We start from the raw sequence: 17,219 nt of genomic DNA on the forward strand, positions 1-17,219 counted from the left end.
GCCGGGGCTGCGTTCAGTGCGTTGGAAGCACGGGCTTGAGGGTGCCCATCAGCTTCAGCTGGCGTTTGTAGATCGATTGCTCGTGCAGGATGCTCGCCATCACGGTGCTGGCGACGGCGCAGACCAGTAGTGGCTTCAGGATCAAGAGGTTTTTGGTGAGGGCGAACACCAAGAACACCGCTGTGATCGGTGAACGTGCGCAGGCGGCGATGAAGGCGGCCATGCCGGCGAACACGAAGGTGCTGGGGGCGTGGCCGGTGGTGACCTCCGCCCAGCCTGCAGCCACCAGGCCGATGGAGCCTCCCAGGGTGAGCATCGGAGCGAACAGGCCGCCGGGGGCGCCGGTGGAGGCCGCCAGGCCGGTGCCGAAGAACAACAGCGCAAAGATGCCGACAGCTTTGCTCACCTCAACGTGACCATCGGCAATCACGTGTTGCAGGGCGGCGGTGTTGCGGAAATCGGCGGGTAGGGCGGCGTACACCAGGCCGATCAACAGGCCGCCGATCATCATGCGCAGCACCAGTTGGTCGGGCAGCCAGCGCACACCCAGCCGCTGCATCCCCACCACATAGCGGCTGTAGAGCTCAGCTAGCAGTGCCACTGCAGCCCCCAGCACCACCAGGTAAATCAGATCGCGGGGGGCGAAGCTCAGGTCGGGGCTGTATTCGCTGATCAGCTGGAAGCCGCCGTTCTCGATGCCCGCGGCTTTGCTGCCCATCCCCGCCAGACCCATCAGATCGGCCCAGAAGCTGCCGAGGAAGGCGGTGCTGAACACGAGTAGCAGCAGCACCGGGCCTGCTTGCCGTAGCAGTTCTTCGATGGCATAAAAAAAGCCACCGAGCGGTGCGTTGAACACAGCTGCGATGCCGGCGCCGCCGCCGGCGGCCACGATCACGCGCATCAGCGAGGGCGGCGCCTTGAACCAGCGGGCCATCTGCCAGCCCACCGAGCTGCCCATCTGCACCGAGGGGCCCTCTGGCCCAAGCGGGAAGCCGCTACCGATGGCCAGGATGCCCGCCACCAGTTTCACGACGGCCACCCGCAGCTGCATCGGCACGCGCTGACGGCTGAGGAAACGCATCACGTGCGGGATGCCGGACCCGGCTGCAGCGGGTGCCAGCTGTTGCACGAGCAGGCCCGAGAGCGCTCCGCCTATAGCCCCCAGCAGCGGCAACACGAGCCATGGGCTGGCGATCTCCAGCAGGCGCAGCCGCCAGCTGCCGAGCCAGCCCACGCCTGTTTTGAACAGAAGACCGGTCACAGCTGCCCCCAGGGAGGTGACCACCAACGTGATCACCACCGCGGGCCAGCGCTGCTCGATCAGACGCTCGAGATTGCGGCTCGCCCTCCAGCTCTGGGGGTGCAGCGAGACTCGTTCACCGATCAACGCAAACTCACACTTCTGCCAACACTTTGGCTTCTTGCTCGGCACTCACCACCCGGCCGCTGTCTTCAAATCCTTCGATCTGATCGAAGTTGAGGTAGCGGTAGAGCTCGGCGCCGCGCGGATCGATCTTGGCGGCGGCGATGGCCAGGTATTGATCCTTGCTGGGGATGCGGCCCAGCTGGGCGCACACCGCAGCCAGTTCAGCGCTGCCCAGATACACCTGGGCGCCGTTGCCGAGGCGGTTGTTGAAGTTGCGGGTGCTGGTGGAGAACACGGTTGTGTTGTCTTCCACCCGGGCCTGGTTGCCCATGCACAGCGAGCAGCCGGGCATCTCCATGCGGGAGCCGGCCTTCTCGAAGATGGCGTAATAGCCCTCTTGCTTGAGCATCTCCTCATCCATGCGGGTGGGCGGGCAGACCCAGAGGCGGGCGGTGTTCTCGCCCTGGCCTTCCAGCACCGTGGCTGCGGCCCGGTAGTGGCCGATGTTGGTCATGCAGGAGCCGATGAACACTTCATCGACCTGAGCACCCGCCACATCGGTAAGAGTTTTGACGTTGTCGGGGTCGTTGGGGCAGGCCAGGATTGGTTCGTTGATCTCGTCGAGGTTGATCTCGATCACGGCGGCGTATTCGGCGTCGGCGTCGGCTTCCATCAGCACCGGGTTCGCGAGCCATTCCTCCATGGCCTTGATGCGGCGGGCCAGGGTGCGCTCGTCGCTATAGCCCCGGGCAATCATGTTTTTGAGCAGCGCCACATTGCTGCGCAGGTATTCGCTCACGGTGTCCACTGAGAGCTTGATCGTGCTGCCGGCGCAGGAACGCTCGGCGGTGGCATCGGTGAGCTCGAAGGCCTGTTCGAGTTTGAGATCGGGCAGCCCTTCGATCTCCATGATCCGGCCGCTGAAAATGTTCTTTTTGCCGGCCTTTTCCACGGTGAGCAGTCCCTGTTGGATCGCCACATAGGGGATGGCGTTCACCACATCGCGCAGGGTCACGCCCGGCTGCAGCGAGCCGGAAAACTTCACCAGCACCGATTCGGGCATGTCGAGCGGCATGGCGCCGATCGCGGCGGCGAAGGCCACCAGGCCTGATCCGGCCGGGAAGGAGATGCCCAGGGGAAAGCGGGTGTGGCTGTCGCCGCCGGTGCCCACGGTGTCGGGCAGGAGCATGCGGTTGAGCCAGCTGTGGATGATGCCGTCGCCGGGGCGCAGGGCTACGCCGCCGCGGGAGCTGATGAAGTCGGGCAGCTCGGCGTGGGTCTTGAGGTCTACCGGCTTGGGATAGGCGGCGGTGTGGCAGAAGCTCTGCATCACCAGATCGGCGGAGAAGCCCAGGCAGGCCAGCTCCTTCATCTCATCGCGGGTCATCGGCCCGGTGGTGTCCTGGGAGCCCACGGTGGTCATCAGCGGTTCGCAGCTGGTGCCGGGACGCACGCCGCTCAGGCCGCAGGCCTTGCCCACCATCTTCTGGGCCAGGGTGAAGCCCTTGCCGCTGTCGGCGGGAGCTGCCGGGCGGATGAACAGATCGCTGGCGGGCAGCCCCAACTGGGCGCGCACCTTGTCGGTGAGAGCGCGGCCGATCATCAGCGGGATGCGGCCACCGGCGCGCACCTCATCGGTGATCGTGCTGGGCTTGAGCTCGAACCGGGCCACGATCTCGCCGGCATTCGGCTCACCGGCGGCGCGCTCGATCGTGCCGGCGTAGGGGCGGATCGTGATCACATCGCCAGAGTTGAGAGCGCTCACGTCGCACTCGATCGGCAGGGCGCCGGAATCTTCCGCGGTGTTGAAGAAGATTGGCGCAATCTTGCCGCCCAGCACCACACCGCCGCTGCGCTTGTTCGGCACATGGGGAATGTTGGTGCCGGTGTGCCAGAGCACCGAGTTGATCGCGGATTTGCGGGAGCTGCCGGTGCCCACCACATCGCCCACGTAGGCCACGGGGTGGCCCTTTCGCTTGAGCTCGCTGATCAGCTCCAGGCCGCCGGGCATGCGGGTTTCCAGCATCGCCGTGGCGTGCAAGGGGATGTCGGGGCGGGTGGTGGCGTGGGTGGCGGGGGAGAGGTCGTCGGTGTTGGTTTCGCCCTCCACCTTGAACACCGTCACGGTGATCTCCGCGGGCAGCTCTGGCTTGGCGGTGAACCACTCGGCACCCGCCCAGCTGTCGATCACCCGCTTGGCGTAGGGGTTGCTGGCGGCCAGCTCCAGCACATCGTTGTAAGCGTCGTAAACGAGCAGGGTGCGGCTTAAACCGGTGGTGGCGGTTTCGGCGATCGCGGCATCACTGCTGGACAGCAGCTCGATCAGGGCGCCCACGTTGTATCCACCGATCATGGTGGCCAGCAGCTGCACCGCTTCTGCAGGACTCACCAGAGGGCTGCTGGTGTTGCCTTGAGCCACGGCGCTGAGCCAGCTGGCCTTCACATAGGCCGCTTCATCCACGCCGGGGGGGATGCGCTCGGAAAGCAGATGCAGCAGGAAGGTTTCCTCGCCGGCGGGTGGTGCCTGCAGCAGTTCGGTGAGGGCCTGGGTCTGGGCAGCGGTGAGGGGCAGGGCCGGAATCCCCAGGGCTTCACGTTCCGCGGCTGCGGCGCGGTAGTCGGCAAGGAAGCTGCTGGCAACCATCGGCGTAGGGGGCCCTCACGGACCTGACGAACTGTGACGTAACTCCCATTGTTCTTTGCCGCCCTGCCCGGCTCTGGTGGCAACGGCTGCAAACGGGCTTTTAGGCTGCCCTATCCACCTGCCCCTGCGCGGTTGCCGGCATGAGTCCCACCTCTGATCTCCACGTGGTGGATACCCGGCCTTTGGTGGCTCCCGCTCTGCTCTACGGCGAGCTGCCCCTCTCCGAAGGCGCTGAGTCCACCGTGCGCAGGGCCCGTGAACGGATCAAAGCCATCCTGCGTGGGGATGATCAGCGTCTACTGGTGATCGTGGGCCCCTGCTCGGTTCACGACGTGGAGGCTGCCAAGGAGTACGCGGCGGCGATCGCTGAGCAGCATCACCGCCACCGCGATCAGCTGGAGGTGGTGATGCGGGTGTATTTCGAGAAACCCCGCACCACCGTGGGCTGGAAGGGGTTGATCAATGATCCCCACCTTGATGGCAGCTACGACATCAACACCGGCCTCAAGCTGGCGCGCGGCCTGCTGCTGCATCTGGCTGAGATGGGTTTACCGGCGGCCACAGAGCTGCTGGATCCGGTGGTGCCCCAATACATCGCTGATTTGATCAGCTGGACCGCCATCGGTGCTCGCACCACCGAGAGCCAGACCCACCGCGAGATGGCATCAGGCCTCTCGATGCCGATCGGGTTCAAGAACGGCACCGATGGCAGCGCCTCCACCGCCATCAATGCGATGGAGGCGGCTGCCCGCCCCCACCATTTCCTAGGCATCAACAAAGACGGCAGCGCCGCCATCGTGACCACCACCGGCAACCCGGATGGGCACTTGGTGCTGCGGGGTGGCAAACAGGGCACCAACTTCCACGCCGAGGCGATCGAGGCGGCGGCGACGGCGCTGGAGAAAGACGGTTTGCCTGCGCGGGTGATGGTGGATTGCAGCCATGGCAACTCCAACAAGGACTACCGCCGTCAGGGCGAGGTGGCCACGGCCGTGGCCGATCAGCTGCGCCAGGGATCGCGCCATGTGATGGGCGTGATGATCGAGAGCCATCTGGTGGCTGGCAACCAGAAGATCCCTGCGGATCTCAGCCAGCTCACGTATGGCCAAAGCATCACCGATGCTTGCATTGATCTCGGCACCACCCGTGAGCTACTGGCGGACCTTGCTGCTGCGGTGGCCGAGGCTAAAACCAAGACTGGGGCATAGGGCTGGGCCTCGGTAGAGATGAATGAGCACTCGCGTCTTTTGAGTGCTAATTCACTGCGAGGTTGCAAAATGTTTGCGCTGAACAGCGGGTTGATCGGTCTTGCGTAGTGTTTGATCAGATGCAATCAGGGGGTCTGCTGATGACCTATCTCCTGCAGTTTTGTGGGGTGTCTGATCCTTTGCAGCTGTTTTATCTGGAGCAGAGCAGCGTGAGCCAGGGGCCTGCGTTCGCTGGATTTCGGCCGTTTCGGCTCGATGCGTTGCTCGACTGGGCACTGGATACGGCTCAAGGTCGCGGCTGGGATCTCGACCTCACCCACAGCACCGTGATGGATGTGTGGCTCGAGCGTTCTGAAGCGATCCGGCAGTGGCAGCTGCGGCTGGTAGCGGAACCTGACGATCGGCGCTTGGTGGCTGCTCTGGGCACGAAGCACGACTGGGAGCAGCGTTGCGAGGCGATGCTCCTGGCCTAAGGGGGCTGGTTAGTGGGCCCAGGATTGCCAGAGCAACCCGGTAGTGAGGGGAACGCTGAGGTTGTCGAACCCGTAACCACTGAGTTGTTCCAGGGCTGTGGCCAGCAGGCCGATCCAGATCAGGTTGGGCAGGGCCGGTGCAGCTAGGCCCTGGCCTCGGCCTATCAGCTGCAACAGGATCAGAACCACCAGGGCACCGCCAGCCATGGCCAACGTTCCGGCCAGCGACTTCCCTTGGCCGAAGAGACGCCACCGGGGTGAGCGCACCTGCGGCCCCACCAGCCCCGCCAGCCCATCACCAATCGCCATCACCAGCACGCCTGCGGCCACGGCCAGCGGTTGAGCTGGCCAGAACAGGGCAAGCAGGATCGCGATCGAAGCGCCGTAGGCGATCGTGCCGTAGCTATGGCGCCCCACATCCTCCACGGCGGGCAGCAGCCTGAAGCGGTGGTTGAGGCTGGTGGCAATGGTGACGGCGATTGCAGCTGGAAGCGCTACCCAGCGCTCAATGCCCAGGGCCCAGGCCAAGAGCACCACTGGCCCGGTGCCGATGTGGACCACTTTTCGGCTCCACTCGCGCTGCTCGGGGAAGCGATGGCGAATCGCCAGAGCTGTTCCCACCACAACGGCGAGCCAGAGGAGCACAACGGCAATGCCGATGAGCTGTTGAATCGGAACCGAAGACAAGGGCAGCGGGCTCAGGCAGCCTGCTGATAATTAGTCATCATGCGCAGCTTGAGGATCGCCTTGGCTTCCAGCTGACGCACCCGCTCGCGGGACACATTGATCTGGCGGCCAATTTCGGCGAGGGTAAGCGGTTCATGGCCTTCAAGACCAAAGCGCAGCTCGATGATGCGCCTCTCGCGCTCGTTGAGCTGCGAGAGCCAGGTGCCGAGGTGCTCCTTCTGCAGGTTGCGATCCATGGAATCCATGGATTCGTTGCTGTTCGGATCGGCGATCAGCTCCCCAAGCGTGCTGCGGTCATCGTCGCCGCGGGCATGGGCATCGAGGGAGGCGCAGGGTGCGCTTTGGGAGATCAGATCCTCTAGCTCCTCCGGTTGCATGCCCATGGCATGGGCGAGTTCAAGCCGGTTGGGCTGACGACCGAAACGATGTGAGAGCTCTCGCGTGATCCGCCGCATCTTGGAGAGCTTTTCGCTCACATGGATCGGTAGGCGAATGGTGCGAGCGCTGTTGTCGATCGCCCGGGTCATGCCCTGTCGAATCCACCAGTAGGCATAAGTGGAGAATTTGTAGCCCATGGCGGGGTCGAACTTGTCGACAGCGCGTTCCAGGCCGATCGCCCCTTCCTGCACCAGATCAAGCAGCTCCAGACCCTGGTTCTGATACTTCTTGGCCACGCTCACCACGAGGCGTAAGTTGGCGGCCATCATCCGATCGCGGGCGCGGGTGCCCATGCGGATCTGATGCTTCTGCCGCGGGGTGAGTTGTTCGCTGGGCAGCTGCAGCAGCTGCTTCATCGCCTGCACATGATGGGCCAGTTCGATTTCTTCGGCGGGCGTGAGCAGCGGCACTCGACCGATGTTGCTCAGGTACCAGCCGATCGAATCGGCACTGAGGCGACCTCCCTGGCGAGACGCGCCGTTTCGGGCTGTTGATTTGTTCTTCATGGGCCCGGAAGCAGCGGCATTGTTGGTCTCCATGGCGTGGAATCCAGCGGCGTCGGGCTGGGAAGCGAAGTGGGATTGAGGATGAGCGGAGTGGTGAGACATGCTCGTGACCCCAGACTCAATTTGATTTGGCCGGAATGTAGCACTTTCAAGCACTGGTAAATGCAGCGAATCGGAAGACTTGCTGCAGCCTTTTTGTTGGATTTTCTTTGTGTTTGTAGCGCCGGTTACCGCTAGCTGTCAGCGGTGAGCAAGTTGCGATGCCAGCTCTCGATCAGGCCGGCCTGAACAGCCACATTCTCCTCCTCGGGGATGCGGCGCAGGAAGCTGCCATCTTGCTGCATCTCCCAGGCGGTGCAGTTGTCGGCAAGGTAAGCATCGATCAAGCGGAGCAGCTTTTGATGGAGGTTGGCGTCTTCGACCGGCACCACCGCTTCCACCCGCCGATCGAGATTGCGGCCCATCCAGTCGGCACTGCCGATATACATCTCACTGCTCCCGCCATTGGCGAACCAGAAGAGGCGTGAATGCTCGAGAAAGCGCCCAATCACGCTCGAGACGCGGATGTTGTTGCTGATGCCATCGATCCCCGGCCTCAGGCTGCACATGCCGCGCACCACGAGGTCGATGCTGACCCCTGCCTGGGAGGCTTCGTAGAGCAGGGCGATGATGGCTGGATCCACCAAGGCGTTCATCTTGGCTTTGATCGCGGCCGGTTTCCCGGCGCGGGCGTGCTCTGTTTCGCGTTGGATCAGCTCCTGCATCCGTCTCCTGAGCGACACGGGCGCGACCAGAAGCCGGCGGAAATCCTGCTGCTTTGAGAAGCCGGTGAGGTAGTTGAACAGTTCGGCGAGGTCTTGCCCCAGTTCCGGCCGGGCTGAAAGCAGACCCAGATCGGTGTACAGGGTGGAGGTGCGGGAGTTGTAGTTGCCTGTTGCGATGTGGCAGTAGCTGCGCAGCACCTCTTTTTCCTTGCGGACCACCAGGGTGATCTTGGTGTGGGTTTTCAGGCCGATCACGCCATACACCACATGCACGCCGGAGCGCTCCAGTTGGCGTGCCCATTGGATGTTGTTGTCTTCATCGAAGCGGGCCTTGAGCTCCACAAGCGCCATCACCTGCTTGCCGTTCTCAGCGGCGCGGATCAGGGCGGCAATGATTGGGGAGTCTTTAGACACCCGATAGAGAGTCATCTTGATGGCGAGCACGGAGGGATCGTGGGCCGCCTGATTGATGAACTCCTCCACAGAGGTGGAGAACAGATCAAAGGGGTGGTGCAACAGCACATCGCCGCGACGCAATACCGAGAAGATGCTCTCGAATTCTTCGGCCTTGATCGAGCCGTCTTCCAGCAGGCCTTTCTGGGCTCGGGCAAGCACTGCTGGGGTGCGGCCGCGATGGGGTTTGTCTTTGAGCTTGGGCAGGGGCACTGCCATCAGGCTCATCAGGTCATCGAGGCCGAGCGGACCGTTGACGCGGTAGAGATCCGCCGGTTCCACGCCGGTGCCCTCCAACAGGAGATCCACAACTTCCTGCGGCATTTCATCGGCCACCTCCAGGCGCACCACCTCCCCGCCCATGCGCCGTTTGCGCAGACCCTGCTGCAGGGCCTCCATTAGGTCGTCGGCTTCGAGGTCGCGTAGCTCAAGGTCCGCGTCACGGGTGACGCGGAAGAAGTAGTGGCCCTCCACGGTCATGCCGGGGAAGAGCAGCTGCAGGTTGAAGGCCACCACCTGCTCCAGCGGCACGGCGGTGTACACGGGTGTGGGCGTGTGCTCGCTGAGCTCCACGGGTAGTTGAACAAAGCGCGGCAGGTTTTTCTGCGGCACCTTCACCCGGGCGAACTGCTGCTGGCCCGATTCGGGGTCGCGAATCAGGGCAGCGATGTTGAGGCTGAGATTGCTGATGAAGGGGAATGGATGGGCCGGATCTACCGCCAGAGGGGTGAGAACCGGGAAGATGGCGTTCTGGAAGTAGGCGTTGACCCAGCTCTGTTGTTGTTGATTGAGCCTGGCGTAATCGATCAGATGCACGCCGGCTTCGGCCAGCTGATGCTTGAGGTAGTGGCGGTAATGGGCCTGCTGCTGGCTGAGCAGGGGTGCCAACGCTTCGCGCACCTTGCCCAGCTGTTGGCTGGGGGTGAGGCCGTCGTCGCTGAGGTTCTGAACACCTGCCTCAACTTGTGACTTCAAGGAAGCCACACGCACCATAAAAAATTCATCGAGGTTGTTGCTGAAAATGGCGCTGAATTTTGCCTGCTCCAGCAATGGTGTGTGCTCGCTTAGCGCCTGAGCAAGAACGCGCTGATTGAAGGCAACCCAGCTGAGCTCCCGGTTGATATAAAGCTCCGGGGCAACCGCGGGTTCAGCCATTCAGCACCAATCAACCTGTGATAGCAAATTAGCAATCAGCTGGTGCTGTTTTGCGTGTTCTGTCCGCTTGACGGTAGGCCACCTCCCACCAGGCTGGCGACCGCCACCAGCAGAGCAATGCCCAGCCAGAAGGGGCTTTGTTGGCCAAGGATGTCGTAACTAAAGCCCGCCACCGGTGGGCCGATGAAGCTTCCGAGGCTCTGCAGGCCTTGCAGGCTGCCCAGGGCAGCACCCTGGCCCCCTTCGCCCAGCCGGCGCGACACCAGGGCCCGCAGGCAGGGCGTGACCAAACCAGTGCCCAGGGCCAGGATCGCCACCGCGCTGAACACCACCGCCTTGGCGTTGCCGGGGTTGGCCATGGGGATCAGCAGGCAGCCGCAGATCACGAATCCCAAGCCCGCCAGGGTGAGCCGCCATTCGCCAAAGCGCGACACCAGTGGACCAATCAGCCCGCCCTGCACCACCGTGGCCACCACACCCACCACGAGGAAGGCGGTTGTGGCTGGACCGGGTCCCCAGTTGAACACCTGTTTGAAGTAGAGCACCAACACGGCGGTGAAGCCGTTGAAGGCCATAAAGAAGAGAAAAAATGCGGCGCAGAGGCGGCGCACCTGGGGGTTGGTGAAGACCCGCTTCAGCGCTGTGAAGGGGTTGAGATCACGCTTGCGTGGCATCGCGCGGCGGGCTTCAGCTGGATGGGTTTCCGGCAGCAGGCTGAGCACCAGCACCAGATTCATCAGCGCGAAGCTGGTGGCCACCCACACGGGCAGGGTCACGTTGAAGCCGGCCAAAACGCCGCCGAAGGCAGGGCCGAGGATGAAGCCCAGGCCGAAGGCCACGCCGATCAATCCGAAAGCCTTGGCGCGGTTTTCGGGCGTTGAGATATCGGCCAGCACCGCACCGGCGGTGGCGGCGGTGCCACCGCTCACGCCATCAATCAGCCTGCCGGCAAACAACAACCCCAGAGGGATGAGGCTGCCTGCAGCCCAGGGAATCGCCTGCCAGTTGACGCTGAGGGTGATGGCAAACAGCCCGAGCCCCAGCACTGAGCCCGCCACACACACGGCGATCACCGGCTTGCGGCCGTGACGATCGCTGAGGGCGCCGATCAGCGGTGTGAACGCGAATTGCGCCAGGGCATAGCTACCTGCCAGCAGCCCGAGGGTGCGGCCGTTGCTGGTGAAGCTCGCCAGCAGGAACGGCAGCAGTGGAAACACGATGCTCTCGCCCAGCCGATCGTTGAGCAGCGTGATGAAGGCGCAAAGGGAGGTGGAGGGGCGGCTCCAGCTCATGGTGGTGGGCCCGGGTGTGGGCTCACCTTCCCATGCGGAATGCTGCGCTCAGCTGAGGCGTTTCAGCAGTTGGCTAAACAGCTGTGCGATGCCGTTGGTTGGCGCTTGGCGCTGGCTGTGCTGCTGCGGGGCGCTCATCACAAATCCACCCGCGATCGAAAAGGATCCGTTTCCGCTTTTTACGAGCATGCATCGACCTCCAACGTGATCGAAAACCTAGGGCTGTCGCCGAGTTGGTTCCACGCTGTTCGAAAAGATTTTCGTTTTTCGGGCGCGTTGTTGATATCGATCAGGATGGAGGCCTCGTGAATGCCGCCTCAGCCATGCCGCCGGAGATGCCGCCGCCATCGCTCAGCCATCTCAACGCCAGTGGTGACGTTCATATGGTCGAGGTGGGCGAGAGGCCGGCCACGCGCCGGGAAGCGCGGGCTGAGGGCTACATCCAGATGCGCCCGCAGGTGTTGGCGTTGGTGATGGAGGGCCGAGCCCCCAAAGGCGACGTGCTGGCAGTGGCCCGGGTGGCGGCGATCCAGGCGGCCAAGCGCACCTGGGAGTTGATCCCCCTCTGCCATCCGATCGCGTTGAGCGGTGTGGAGGTGGCGATTGAGCCCAGCGCCGATGGCAGCGGCCTTCGCTTGGAGGCGAGCGCCCGCACCACCGGCAGCACTGGGGTGGAGATGGAGGCGCTCACGGCGGTGCAAGTAGGCCTGCTCACCTTTTACGACATGCTCAAATCCGCCGATCCGGCGATGATCATCAGTGGCGTGCGCTTGCTCAGCAAGAGCGGCGGCCGCCATGGCGACTGGCAGCGCGATGACTGAGCCCTACGGCCGTGAAGGCCTGCCGCTGGAGCAGGCCCGCGCTCAGATCCTGGAGGCGCTGCAGCCGCTGGGGCTCGCGGAGACCTTGCCGCTCACCCAAACCCTTGGCCGCACCACCGCGGAGCCTGTGCTGGCGCTGGCCGCGGTGCCCGGTTTCCGCGCCTCAATCATGGATGGCTACGCCATTGCCGGGGCGGTGCAGCCTGAGGCCGGCCAGCAATGGCGGTTGGTGGGAGTTGCGGCAGCTGGTGCTCCCTATGGCGCGGCGCTTGCCGCCGGCGAAGCGGTGCGGATCCTCACTGGCGCGGTGGTGCCAGAGGGCAGCGAGCGGGTGCTGCCCCAGGAGCTGATGACAGCCGACGGCGATCAGTTGGAGCTGGTGAAGGCCTGCGGGCCCAATCCATGGATTCGCCCGCCTGAGGAGGAGGCTGCTTCGGGCCAGGAGCTCGTGGCCGCTGGCCATCGCTTGGGGGTGGCAGAGCTGGGCCGCCTGGCGAGTTGCGGCGTGCAGGAGTTGGTGGTGATGCGCCGGCCGCGGATTGGTGTGTTGATCAGCGGTGATGAACTGCTGCCGCCCGGGCAGGAGCGGGGGCCGGGGCAGATCTGGGAGAGCAATTCGGCGCTGCTCAGCGCCCTGTTGCAACGGTTGGGGTTCGCGGTGGCGCAGCAGCGCGTGGTGGTGGATCAGCCGGAGCCGCTGCGGGCAGCTCTGCAGGAGTTGGCGGCTGGCTGTGATGTGGTGGTGAGCACTGGAGGTGTGTCTGCCGGCGACAGCGATTGGATTCGCCCGCTGGTGGAGGAGCTGGGGCAGGTGCGCTTCTGGAAGCTGTTTCTCAAGCCAGGCCGGCCGTTTGCCTGGGGGAAGGTGGCTGGGGTGCCCTTCTTTGGGCTGCCGGGTAATCCGGTGGCTGCGGCGATCACGGCCTTGCAGCTGCTCTGGCCGGCGTTGCAAAAGCTGGAGGGTGCTCAGCCCGAGCTGCTGCCGCGGCTAAAGGTGCGCCTGGAGGCAGCCTTGCGCCGTGGTGCCGGCCGACCTGAACTGGCGCGGGCCCAGCTGGTGGTGGCGCCCGACGGTGGGCTCTGGGCCCGGGTGGAGGGATCGCAGGCTTCCTCGCGCATTGGTTCGCTATCCGGCGCTGATCTGCTGTTGGAGATCCCGGCGGAGCTGGGGGCCCTGGAGGCGGGCACGGAGCTTTGGGCGCAGCTGTTGCGGTTACCGCTGCTCTGAGTTCATAACGGCGTGTTGCCGGTAATCCAGGTGCTGCGGCCGTCGGTGTGCCATTCGCGTTTCCAGAAGGGTGCGTCGTGCTTGAGCGCTTCGAGTAGCTCCTGGCAACAGCGCTGGGCGGGGCCGCGGCGGTCGGCGCCGATGGCCACCAGCACGATGGCTTCCCCAGGGAGCACGCGGCCGATGCGGTGCTGGATCAGGCAGCTCATGGCTGCATGGCGCGCCATGCAGCCATGAGCTAGCTGCTCCAGTTGTCGTTCGGTCATGCCGGGGTAGTGCTCGAGCTCGAGGGCCGCAAGGGCACTGCCATCGGCCGCTTCGCCGCGCACCCGGCCGATGAACAGGCTCTCGGCTGCGCTGGGGGTCTGTCCCCCGATCAAGAGCTCCTGTTGCCACTGGGACAAAGCCTCCAGGGGCTCGAACGCCGTGGCGTGAAGCGTGATGCGCAGCGGCATGGCTGTGGCCTCAGCCCCCACTGATGGGAGGCAGAAAGGCCAGCTCATCGCCGGGTTGAAGCGGGGTCTGCGGGTCGGCGAACTGGTGGTTGATGGCGATGCGCACGCTGCTCAAAGGGCCTGGCAGTTGCAGGCTGTTCCAGAGGTGCTCGGGGGTGAGTGGTTCCTGAGCGGCTGCCGCTACAGGCACGTGCTGCTCCGCCCAGCCCGCCTGCTCCCTGAGCCCGGCGAACAAGCAAATGCGGATCCCGTTCGCTTGCGATTCACCCATGGGAGCAACGCTAACCAGAGCCCCCGGCGGCTTCCTTGCCAGCATGGTGATCGCCTGCATGCCTGGTCTTGAGCCTCGCCATCGCTCTGCTCACGGTTTCCGACACGCGCACCCGGGCGGATGATCGCTCCGGTGATGCCCTGCAGCAGCGTCTCGAGGCGGGCGGCCACCGCTTGGTGGAGCGCCGCATCGTGCCCGATAACCGTTATCAGATTCGTGCTGAGCTGAGCCGTTGGATCGCCGATCCGGCCGTGCAGGTGGTGATCAGCAGCGGCGGCACAGGTTTGACAGGCCGCGATGGCACTCCCGAGGCGGTGGCGCCGTTGCTCGATAAGACGATCGAGGGCTTTGGCGAGCTCTTTCGCGTGCTCTCCTTTGAAACGATCGGCACCAGCACGTTGCAAAGCCGTTGCCTGGCAGGCGTGGCCAATGGCACGGTGATTTTTGTGCTCCCCGGTTCGCTCGATGCGGTGGAAACGGCATGGGACCGGTTGATTGCAGCCCAGCTCGATGTCTCCACGCGCCCCTGCAACCTGGTGCAATTGCTGCCGCGGCTCACGGAGCCGGCGGGATGAGGAGGCTGCGGCGCCTGCGCGTGGTGACTCGGCGGGAGCGGCGGCGGGGCCGGCGTTATCAGCCGCACTTTCAGCTCAATCAGATCGGGGTGACCTCCCTGGCGGCTCTGTGCGCGGTGTTGCTGCTGGGTGTGCTCTCGCTGTGGAGCGGACAGGTGTTGATTGCGGCCCCCTTGGGGGCCTCTTGCGTGCTCCTGTTTGGCTATCCAGCCACGCCTCTGGCGCAACCGCGCAACATCGTGCTGGGCAATGTGCTCGGCGCTCTTGTCGGGGTGGCTTTGGTGAGCGTGGCCGGGCAGGGGCCTGTGGTGTTGGCGCTGGCCGTGGCCCTCACGATTGTTCTGTGCCAGCAGTTGCGCTGTTTGCATCCCCCCGCCGGAGGGATGGCGTTTCTGGCGGTGTACCTGAAGGTGGGCTCGGGCTTTTTGCTGTTTCCAGTTTTGAGCGGATCGGTGTTGCTGGTGCTGTTGGCCTGGGGCTTCAGCCGTTGGGTGCCCGGGGCACAGCCCTACCCCCGCCACTGGTTGTGACGAGCGGTTTGATCGCAGCAGCTCTGGCTGTTGTGGCCTTCTTGTATGCCTGCGTCGGCCATGCCGGTGCGTCGGGCTACATCGCCGTTCTGGCGCTGGCCGGTTGGCCCCCTGAGCAGATCAAGCCGTTGGCGCTGCTGCTGAACACCCTGGTGGCAAGCGTGGGTTGTTGGAACTTCCTGCGGGCGGGACACCTTCCCTGGCAGCGCCTTTGGCCGGTGTACGTGCTGGCGATTCCGGCTGCTTTTTTGGGCGGCTGGCTGGTGTTGCCGGCGCTGTGGTTTCGGCGGCTGGTGGGGGTTGTGTTGCTGCTGTCGGCCTGGCGGCTGGGGCGCCGTTTGCAGGATCCCCCGCTGCTTCAGGAGCCCAGGCCCGCTGTGTTGATGGCGGCCGGCGGGGGGTTGGGCTTGCTGGCCGGTCTCACTGGCACAGGCGGCGGGGTGTTTCTTACGCCGCTGCTGTTGCTCTGCCGCTGGTGCTCCACGCGTCAGGCGGCGGCGGTGTCGGTGCTGTTCATCCTCGTGAACTCGATTGCAGGGCTGGCGGGATTGGCCTGGGCGGGCGCTTGGCCTGCAGGGGCCTTCGCCAGGCCCGATCTGCTGCTTTGGCTGGCGGTGGTGGTGCTAGCCGGCGGGCTGGGGTCGCGCCTGGGGAGTCGCCACTGGCCGGTGGCCTGGATTCGCCGGGCCCTGGCGGCCGTGCTGCTGCTGGCGTCGTGGAAATTGCTCGGGCTCTGAGCTTCAGGCCTCAGCCCCCCAGATAGGCCATCTCCGCATGGACGCCTGGGGGGGTGGCGCTGCTGGAGCGCTCTTCGCTGTAGCGATTGGCGCGCTGCCTCCAGAGCTGATGTAGCGCTGCCTGTAGGTCGCCCTGATCGCGGCCGGCCGCCAGTGAGGGCCTGAGATCCAAGCCACTGCCGGGTGCGGCAAACAGGCAGGTGTAAGCGATGCCATCGGCCGTGACCCGCAGACGGTTGCAATCCCCGCAGAAGGGCTCGCTCACCGACGCCACCATCGCCAGGCAACCTCGACCATCGCGGTAGCGCCAGCGGTTGGCGGTGCTGGACCCCGCGCGCCCGAGGGGCTCGATTGGCCACTGCTCGCTGATCGTGCGCACCATCTCAGCGGCTGGCACCACCTCAGCCCGCCGCCAACAGTTGCGGTTGCCCACATCCATGTATTCGATTAGCCGCAGTTCCAGCCCCTGCTGCCGGCAGAGCTGGGCCAGGGGCAACACCTGCTCCGCGTTGCGGTTCCGTTGGATCACGGCATTGAGCTTCAGCGCCCCTTGGGCTGGATCGAAGCCGGCCTGGCGCGCGTGCTCGATCGCCCGCAGCACCTGTTCGAGGGCCCGTTCGCCGGCGGCCGGATCCGCCAGCCCCGCCATCGCCGCCACGCTTGTGCCGGTGGTGCCATCGAGGCTGAGGGTGAGGCGATCCAGCCCTCCCTCGCGCAGCTGTTGGGCCCGCTCGGCCGAAAGCAGCAGCCCGTTGCTGGTGAGGGCGATCTCCTGCAATCCTTCGCGCCGCAGTGGCTGCAGCGCGCCGATCAGTTCATCGAGCTCCTTGTAGAGCAGGGGTTCACCGCCGGTGAGGCGCAAGCTTTTGGCCCCTAGGGCGACCGCCGCCTTCGCCACCTGGAGTCGTTGCTCCAGGCTCAGGAGCCCTGATGGTTCCTGGCCATCCGGCAGGCAGTAGGGGCAAGCCAGGTTGCAGCGGGCCGTCAGCGAGAGCCGCAGCACGCCAAGGGGCCGGTCCAGCAGGTCAGCGACCGTCATCAAAGGTGGGGCAGCTGGGCCAGCTCATCGGCGCTGTTCACGTTGCGGATCGCTGTTGCATCCAAGCTCACGCTGCGGCACCGCGCCGCGCTGAGCCATGTCTGCAGCCGCCGCTCGCCGGTGGCGATGGCCGATGCCAGCGAACGGCGTGAGGCCGCATCACTGGGATACACCCCCAGGAGGGGTTGGCAGCGCGTGCCGTCATGGGCGAGGTGAATGGCCTCTGGCTCAGCCTCGGCTGCTTGGCTCAAGTCTTGAAGTGCATCGCTGTTCAGCGCCGGCATATCCACGGGGCAGAGCAACAAGCGCTGATCGGGGAGGAGGCTCATCAAGCGGTGCAGGGCCAGCAACGGACCTTCCCAAGGCTCCGGTTCCAGCAGGGTTTGCAGCTGGGGGAGGGGGAGCGTCTCAGCCCGCATCAGATGCTCCGGCCAGCGACTCAACAGCGTGATTGGGGCTTGGAGGCTGGCCAGTTGCAGCAGGATGTGATCGAGCCAGTAGCCGCATTTGGGATGGGGCAAGAGCGCCTTGTCCTGGCCCATGCGGCGGCTGGCGCCTCCGCTCAGTAGGCAGCAGT

At 64.9% G+C, this 17,219-nt stretch carries 18 protein-coding genes; 8 read left to right on the forward strand and 10 right to left on the reverse strand.

Going from position 1 to position 17,219, the window contains the following annotated elements; genetic code table 11:
* Positions 1–13 precede the first annotated feature (13 nt).
* Together KJJ24_RS12100 and acnB are read right to left on the reverse strand one after the other, a co-directional pair.
* On the reverse strand, positions 14–1,387 hold the full coding sequence (locus KJJ24_RS12100) for a ClC family H(+)/Cl(-) exchange transporter (protein ID WP_214339033.1): 1,374 nt from the start codon (positions 1,385–1,387) through the stop codon (positions 14–16).
* A gap of 7 nt (positions 1,388–1,394) precedes the next feature.
* Positions 1,395–4,010: a bifunctional aconitate hydratase 2/2-methylisocitrate dehydratase gene (gene acnB / locus KJJ24_RS12105; protein ID WP_214339035.1), complete on the reverse strand. Its 2,616-nt coding sequence runs from the start codon at positions 4,008–4,010 to the stop codon at positions 1,395–1,397.
* A 140-nt stretch (positions 4,011–4,150) separates the two neighbouring features.
* Between acnB and KJJ24_RS12110 the strand changes: the two genes are divergently transcribed.
* Entirely contained in the window at positions 4,151–5,218 is a 1,068-nt protein-coding gene (locus KJJ24_RS12110; protein WP_214339037.1) for a 3-deoxy-7-phosphoheptulonate synthase, read from the forward strand.
* Between the two features lie 140 nt (positions 5,219–5,358).
* The gene (locus tag KJJ24_RS12115; RefSeq protein ID WP_214339039.1) at positions 5,359–5,691 is read left to right on the forward strand and encodes a hypothetical protein; all 333 of its coding nucleotides are present in this window, start codon (positions 5,359–5,361) and stop codon (positions 5,689–5,691) included.
* Between the two features lie 9 nt (positions 5,692–5,700).
* Here the strand turns inward: KJJ24_RS12115 and KJJ24_RS12120 are convergent, their stop codons facing one another.
* The 4 genes from KJJ24_RS12120 to KJJ24_RS12135 form a co-directional block, all read right to left on the reverse strand.
* Positions 5,701–6,378: a diacylglycerol/polyprenol kinase family protein gene (locus tag KJJ24_RS12120; RefSeq protein WP_214339041.1), complete on the reverse strand. Its 678-nt coding sequence runs from the start codon at positions 6,376–6,378 to the stop codon at positions 5,701–5,703.
* Between the two features lie 11 nt (positions 6,379–6,389).
* The gene (locus KJJ24_RS12125; protein WP_250545027.1) at positions 6,390–7,322 is read right to left on the reverse strand and encodes an RpoD/SigA family RNA polymerase sigma factor; all 933 of its coding nucleotides are present in this window, start codon (positions 7,320–7,322) and stop codon (positions 6,390–6,392) included.
* A 233-nt stretch (positions 7,323–7,555) separates the two neighbouring features.
* A complete protein-coding gene (gene ppk1, locus KJJ24_RS12130; RefSeq protein WP_214339044.1) occupies positions 7,556–9,694 on the reverse strand; it encodes a polyphosphate kinase 1 in 2,139 nt (712 codons plus the stop codon).
* Between the two features lie 35 nt (positions 9,695–9,729).
* Entirely contained in the window at positions 9,730–10,986 is a 1,257-nt protein-coding gene (locus KJJ24_RS12135; RefSeq protein WP_214339046.1) for an MFS transporter, read from the reverse strand.
* Positions 10,987–11,055: 69 nt separating this feature from the next.
* On the opposite strand from KJJ24_RS12135, the gene KJJ24_RS12140 reads away from it, so the two are divergent.
* The 3 genes from KJJ24_RS12140 to KJJ24_RS12150 are packed head-to-tail and all read left to right on the forward strand — an operon-like array spanning position 11,056 to position 13,035.
* Positions 11,056–11,295 (forward strand): hypothetical protein, encoded by a 240-nt coding sequence (locus tag KJJ24_RS12140; protein ID WP_214339049.1) that lies wholly within the window; start codon positions 11,056–11,058, stop codon positions 11,293–11,295.
* 14 nt (positions 11,296–11,309) lie between these two features.
* On the forward strand, positions 11,310–11,807 hold the full coding sequence (gene moaC / locus KJJ24_RS12145) for a cyclic pyranopterin monophosphate synthase MoaC (RefSeq protein WP_214343656.1): 498 nt from the start codon (positions 11,310–11,312) through the stop codon (positions 11,805–11,807).
* Complete coding sequence (locus KJJ24_RS12150; protein WP_214339052.1) at positions 11,782–13,035, forward strand: molybdopterin molybdotransferase MoeA; 1,254 nt, start codon at positions 11,782–11,784, stop codon at positions 13,033–13,035. The genes moaC and KJJ24_RS12150 overlap by 26 nt, the downstream gene beginning before the upstream one ends.
* A 2-nt stretch (positions 13,036–13,037) precedes the next feature.
* Here the strand turns inward: KJJ24_RS12150 and KJJ24_RS12155 are convergent, their stop codons facing one another.
* Positions 13,038–13,490 (reverse strand): molybdenum cofactor biosynthesis protein MoaE, encoded by a 453-nt coding sequence (locus KJJ24_RS12155; RefSeq protein ID WP_214339055.1) that lies wholly within the window; start codon positions 13,488–13,490, stop codon positions 13,038–13,040.
* A 10-nt stretch (positions 13,491–13,500) separates the two neighbouring features.
* Complete coding sequence (locus KJJ24_RS12160; RefSeq protein ID WP_214339058.1) at positions 13,501–13,761, reverse strand: MoaD/ThiS family protein; 261 nt, start codon at positions 13,759–13,761, stop codon at positions 13,501–13,503.
* A 68-nt stretch (positions 13,762–13,829) separates the two neighbouring features.
* On the opposite strand from KJJ24_RS12160, the gene moaB reads away from it, so the two are divergent.
* Genes moaB through KJJ24_RS12175 form a run of 3 tightly spaced genes read left to right on the forward strand, consistent with a single transcriptional unit; the run spans position 13,830 to position 15,603 of the window.
* On the forward strand, positions 13,830–14,336 hold the full coding sequence (moaB, locus tag KJJ24_RS12165) for a molybdenum cofactor biosynthesis protein B (protein ID WP_214339061.1): 507 nt from the start codon (positions 13,830–13,832) through the stop codon (positions 14,334–14,336).
* Entirely contained in the window at positions 14,333–14,866 is a 534-nt protein-coding gene (locus tag KJJ24_RS12170; RefSeq protein ID WP_214339064.1) for an HPP family protein, read from the forward strand. Before moaB ends, KJJ24_RS12170 begins: the two co-directional genes overlap by 4 nt.
* Entirely contained in the window at positions 14,863–15,603 is a 741-nt protein-coding gene (locus tag KJJ24_RS12175) for a sulfite exporter TauE/SafE family protein (RefSeq protein ID WP_214339067.1), read from the forward strand. The genes KJJ24_RS12170 and KJJ24_RS12175 overlap by 4 nt, the downstream gene beginning before the upstream one ends.
* Before the next feature lie 10 nt (positions 15,604–15,613).
* On the opposite strand, the gene KJJ24_RS12180 is transcribed toward KJJ24_RS12175, so the two are convergent.
* Both KJJ24_RS12180 and KJJ24_RS12185 read right to left on the reverse strand, forming a co-directional pair.
* Positions 15,614–16,642, reverse strand: coding sequence for a GTP 3',8-cyclase MoaA (locus tag KJJ24_RS12180; RefSeq protein ID WP_214339070.1), 1,029 nt, complete (start codon positions 16,640–16,642; stop codon positions 15,614–15,616).
* Positions 16,642–17,184 (reverse strand): molybdenum cofactor guanylyltransferase, encoded by a 543-nt coding sequence (locus tag KJJ24_RS12185; RefSeq protein ID WP_214339072.1) that lies wholly within the window; start codon positions 17,182–17,184, stop codon positions 16,642–16,644. Before KJJ24_RS12185 ends, KJJ24_RS12180 begins: the two co-directional genes overlap by 1 nt.
* Between the last annotated feature and the right edge of the window lie 35 nt (positions 17,185–17,219).

The organism is Synechococcus sp. LA31, from assembly GCF_018502385.1.
In the GTDB taxonomy this organism is placed as follows: Bacteria; Cyanobacteriota; Cyanobacteriia; order PCC-6307; family Cyanobiaceae; genus Vulcanococcus.

Excerpts from the sequence above, each read along its gene's own strand:
- ppk1 (WP_214339044.1), bottom strand. The coding sequence starts at position 9,694 with ATGGCTGAACCCGCGGTTGCCCCGGAGCTTTATATCAACCGGGAGCTC.
- moaC (WP_214343656.1), top strand. The coding sequence starts at position 11,310 with ATGCCGCCGGAGATGCCGCCGCCATCGCTCAGCCATCTCAACGCCAGT.
- KJJ24_RS12150 (WP_214339052.1), top strand. The coding sequence starts at position 11,782 with ATGGCGACTGGCAGCGCGATGACTGAGCCCTACGGCCGTGAAGGCCTG.
- KJJ24_RS12135 (WP_214339046.1), bottom strand. The coding sequence starts at position 10,986 with ATGAGCTGGAGCCGCCCCTCCACCTCCCTTTGCGCCTTCATCACGCTG.
- KJJ24_RS12155 (WP_214339055.1), bottom strand. The coding sequence starts at position 13,490 with ATGCCGCTGCGCATCACGCTTCACGCCACGGCGTTCGAGCCCCTGGAG.
- KJJ24_RS12115 (WP_214339039.1), top strand. The coding sequence starts at position 5,359 with ATGACCTATCTCCTGCAGTTTTGTGGGGTGTCTGATCCTTTGCAGCTG.
- acnB (WP_214339035.1), bottom strand. The coding sequence starts at position 4,010 with ATGGTTGCCAGCAGCTTCCTTGCCGACTACCGCGCCGCAGCCGCGGAA.
- KJJ24_RS12125 (WP_250545027.1), bottom strand. The coding sequence starts at position 7,322 with ATGAAGAACAAATCAACAGCCCGAAACGGCGCGTCTCGCCAGGGAGGT.
- KJJ24_RS12170 (WP_214339064.1), top strand. The coding sequence starts at position 14,333 with ATGAGGAGGCTGCGGCGCCTGCGCGTGGTGACTCGGCGGGAGCGGCGG.
- KJJ24_RS12160 (WP_214339058.1), bottom strand. The coding sequence starts at position 13,761 with ATGGGTGAATCGCAAGCGAACGGGATCCGCATTTGCTTGTTCGCCGGG.
- KJJ24_RS12180 (WP_214339070.1), bottom strand. The coding sequence starts at position 16,642 with ATGACGGTCGCTGACCTGCTGGACCGGCCCCTTGGCGTGCTGCGGCTC.
- KJJ24_RS12110 (WP_214339037.1), top strand. The coding sequence starts at position 4,151 with ATGAGTCCCACCTCTGATCTCCACGTGGTGGATACCCGGCCTTTGGTG.
- KJJ24_RS12185 (WP_214339072.1), bottom strand. The coding sequence starts at position 17,184 with ATGGGCCAGGACAAGGCGCTCTTGCCCCATCCCAAATGCGGCTACTGG.